Below are 3,910 nucleotides of genomic sequence, written 5' to 3' on the forward strand. Positions count from 1 at the left end.
GGCGCATCTGTTCAATCAACTTGCGGCCCTTGGCTGTCAGCGATATGGCCTGCCTGCGCTGGTCGGCCTGCGAGTGGCCGCAACCGCAATCAGCGGCACGCGGCGCGGACGGGTGGCCGTCGTGCGGGTCGTGAATATGGCCATGGCCATGCCCCGGCGCGTGATGATGAACATGCGCGGAATCATGGCCATGGTCGTGGCCGTGCAGGGCCCCACGGCCCTCGCCGTGCGGCTGCGACGGCCGGAGCAGCCAGGGCCGCACGCCCTTCTGCCACACCAGCCAGGCGCCCAACGCCACGATGAAAATATACGATGCCATCTCCAGCCAGCGCGTGGCGCGGTTCATGACCGGCGCGGTGGCGTTCAGCAACCAGGCCAGCACGGCCACCAGGCCGATAGCCACCAGGGCCTGCAGCAACGCCGACACAAACGCCAGCAGCGCGCCATTGCGCGCGGTCTGCCGGTTGGCCAACACGTAGGAAGCAATGACGGCCTTGCCGTGCCCCGGCCCCAGGGCGTGGAACACGCCGTACGCGAACGACAGGGCCAGCAGGCCCCAGGCGGCCGCGCCGTCGGCCTGCCAGGCACGCACCGCGCCGGTCAGTTGCCGATAAAAATGTGTCTGCCAGGCCGCCACCTGGCCAAAGAATGCCGACAGCCAATCCGGGCCACCGGACAGGCCGGCCGTGCTTTCGGGCACGCCGAACGGATGCGCCCCTTGCGCCCACGCGGCGCAGGGCAACAGCCCCAGCGCGCCCCACAGCGCGACCTGCCACCCACGCCTCATGGACACGCGACCTCGATGCGGTGCGTCAGTCCCTTGGTAATGGCGAACAGTTCTTCAGGCAAGGCGTCGGGGTCGGCCGGAATCGCCGCCAGTTGCTGCATGGTCTTCCAGTCCAGTTCGCGCGGCGGCTGGTAGCGGGGCGCGCATTCCGCCGGGGCGCCCGAGACGGCCACCGCGCCCGGCGCGCTGAAATCGTAGGCCACGAAATAGGTGGGATCGTAGATGTCGAATCGCAGCCCCTGCTGGCCGGGCGCCACCGGCTGCGCCAGCGGCAGGGTGAACGACAGCGTCAGGCGCTGGTCTTGCGCATTCCAGCTGACTTTGGCATTGCGCGGTTCGCCAAAGGACAGCGTCTGCTCGTCCACGGCCGCGCGCGTGAAGTAGTGCGAAATGGGTTCGCCCAGGGCGCTCATCCAGTCGCGCGCCATGCCCTTCAGAATGTCGTCGGACAGGCTACCATCGGCGTTCCTGGCCAGCCCCTGGGTGGTGTAGGTGCCGAACATCTCGTCGAACTTCCAGTCTTGCTCGATGGCTGTGACGCGCTGCTGCGCATCGAACACGATGCGCGCGCGGGCGTCGATCCACATGTGCGGATGCGCCTGCGCGGCGGATACCGCGCAGGTCATGGCGAGGGTGGCTGCATAGCGGCGGACAGCTGGCGCGCGTTCCATTCAAACATTCCCAGATAGGTGGCAGCCGGCTTTCCGGGCGGGGCCAGCGCGTCGGAATAAAGCGTACCACCGACCTTGGCCCCGGTTTCGCGGGCAATCTGCTGCACCAGCGCAGGGCTGGCGATGTTTTCGACAAACACCGCCGGCACATGTTCACGCCTGACCTGCTCGATGATGCGCGCCATGTCGGCCGCCGCGGGCTCCGCATCCGTGGAAAAACCCGCCACCGCGATAAAGCGCACGCCATAAGCATCGCCGAAATAGCCGAACGCGTCGTGCGATGTCACCACCTGGCGACGGGCCGCCGGAATGGCGTCGAAGGTCTTGTGCAATTGCGCGTCCAGCGCCTCGATGCGCGCAATATAGGCCTGCGCGCGTTGCCGGTACGCGGCGGCCCGCTCCGGGTCGGCCGCCGCCAGGCCGGCGGCGATATTGCGGGCATAGACGACGCCATTGGCCAGGCTTTGCCACGCATGCGGATCCTGGTCGCCGTGATGATGGTGGTGCGCCGCCGGGTTGCCAGCCCCATCATGCGCGTGATCATGCGCGTGATCATGCGCGTGATCGTGCGCGTGATCGTGCTCTTGGCCATGATCGTGACCGTGCCCGCCGTGGTCATGCTCGTGGCCGTGGCCCTGCTCATCTTCGGCCAGCTTGCGCGGCGCAATGCCCCGCGACGCCACCACGGTATGGCCGGCGAAACCCGCCGACTTGGCCAGGCGCGGCAGCCAGGTTTCAAAGCCCAGGCCGTTTTCCACCAGCACGGCGGCCCCGGCAAGCTGGCGCGCCGCGGCCGGCGTGGGCTCGTAGGAATGCGCGTCGCCATCGGGCCCCACCAGCGTGGTTACCGCCACATCCGGCCCGCCGATCTCGCGCACCATGTCTCCCAGCACCGAAAAGCTGGCCACCACGCGCAACGGCTCGGCGCCGCGTGCCATCAGCGGCGCCGACACGCAGGCCGCCCCCAGCGTCAGCATCATCAGTACGCGCCGGCGTCCTTGCGCGGCAAAGAATCCATGCATGTCATTCTCCTTAGCGTTGGCGTGCCCGGCCGTGCGAGACCAGGCTGTGCAACAGCCCGCCCTGCGGGCCGCAGGCCACAGAAACCAGATAGGCCGCGCCAGCGGCCAGGATGATGGCCGGCGACGCCGGCAGGTTGTAGTGGTACGAAACCAGCAGGCCCGATATCCCCGCGGCCAGGCCCAGACAGGCCGCCAGCCCGATCTGCGCCCCCACCGTCGGCATCCAGAACCGCGCCGCCGCGGCCGGCAGCATCATCATGCCCACCACCATCAGCGTGCCCAGCACCTGGAAACCGGCCACCAGGTTCACCACCACCAGCACCAGAAAAACCATGTGCGCCACGGCGCCGCCGCCCCCGCAGGTACGTAGAAAGCCCGGATCCAGGCATTCCGCCACCAGCAGCCGGTACAACGCCGCCATGGCCAGCAAGGTCAGGCTGGCGGCGCTGGCGGCCAGCAGCAGCGCCGGGTCGTCCAACCCCAGCACCGTCCCGAACAGCACATGCAGCAGATCCATGTTGGACCCCCGCACCGATACCAGCAGCACCCCCAGCCCCAGCGATATCAGGTAGAAAGCCGCGAAGCTGGCGTCTTCACGCAAAGGTGTCAGGCGCGACACCAGCCCGGCCAGCAGCGCCACGGCCAGCCCCGTCACCAGCCCCCCCAGCAGCATCGCCCCCAGCGACAGGCCGGCCAGCAGGAAACCGGCCGCCACGCCCGGCAGAATCGCGTGCGACATGGCATCGCCCACCAGGCTCATGCGCCGCAGCACCAGGAACACCCCCAGCGGCGCCGCGCCCAGGGCCGTGGCCGCGGTGCCCGCCAGGGCGCGCCGCATAAAGCCGTAATCTAGAAAAGGGGCCACCGCCCAGTCCCACGCGCTCATGACCACTGCGCCTGCGCGCCGCGCGCGGCAGCCAGGTTTTCAGGGCTGAGCACCCGGGCCGTCTCGCCCCAGGCCACTTGCCGGCCCGCCAGCAGCAGTGTCTGGCTGAAATGCCGCCGCACCAGGTCCAGGTCGTGCAGCACCGCCACCACCGTGCGCCCTTCCTGGTGCCAGCAGCACAGCAACTGCATCAGGGTATCGGCGGTGTGGCTGTCGACCGCGGCGAAGGGCTCGTCCAGCAGTAGTACCTGGGCGTCCTGCAGCAACAGACGGGCAAACAGCGCGCGCTGCATCTGGCCGCCCGACAGGGCCCCCACGATGCGGCCGGCCTGGTCTTGCAGGCCCACGGTTTCCAGCGCCTGCCACACCTTGTCCATTTCCGCGGCGCCGTAGCGGCGCCACGGCCCCACGCGGCGCCAGGCGCCCATGGCCACCATGTCCAGCACGGTAATGGGAAAAGTCCGGTCCAGCTCGGCGGCCTGCGGCAGCCAGGCCAGCCGGCGCCGTTCGCCAGGGGCCACGCACAGCGTGCCCGCCAGCGGCC

General features: G+C 69.2%; 5 protein-coding genes. All 5 read right to left on the reverse strand.

Annotated features, from left to right (window positions below; all coding sequences use genetic code 11):
- Positions 1–787: nickel/cobalt transporter (locus tag LPZ50_RS22770; protein ID WP_419195631.1), on the reverse strand; the 787-nt coding region annotated here is incomplete at its 3' end.
- Positions 784–1,374: a DUF1007 family protein gene (locus tag LPZ50_RS22775; RefSeq protein WP_230665100.1), complete on the reverse strand. Its 591-nt coding sequence runs from the start codon at positions 1,372–1,374 to the stop codon at positions 784–786. The genes LPZ50_RS22770 and LPZ50_RS22775, both read right to left, overlap by 4 nt.
- Positions 1,375–1,409: 35 nt before the next feature.
- Positions 1,410–2,480: a metal ABC transporter solute-binding protein, Zn/Mn family gene (locus LPZ50_RS22780; protein ID WP_419195632.1), complete on the reverse strand. Its 1,071-nt coding sequence runs from the start codon at positions 2,478–2,480 to the stop codon at positions 1,410–1,412.
- Between the two features lie 10 nt (positions 2,481–2,490).
- Complete coding sequence (locus LPZ50_RS22785) at positions 2,491–3,366, reverse strand: metal ABC transporter permease (protein ID WP_230665098.1); 876 nt, start codon at positions 3,364–3,366, stop codon at positions 2,491–2,493.
- On the reverse strand, positions 3,363–3,910 hold a 548-nt coding region (locus tag LPZ50_RS22790; protein ID WP_230665099.1), incomplete at its 5' end, for a metal ABC transporter ATP-binding protein. The genes LPZ50_RS22790 and LPZ50_RS22785, both read right to left, overlap by 4 nt.

It is taken from the genome of Bordetella petrii (assembly GCF_020991325.1).
GTDB classification, from domain to species: domain Bacteria; phylum Pseudomonadota; class Gammaproteobacteria; order Burkholderiales; family Burkholderiaceae_B; genus Bordetella_A; species Bordetella_A petrii_E.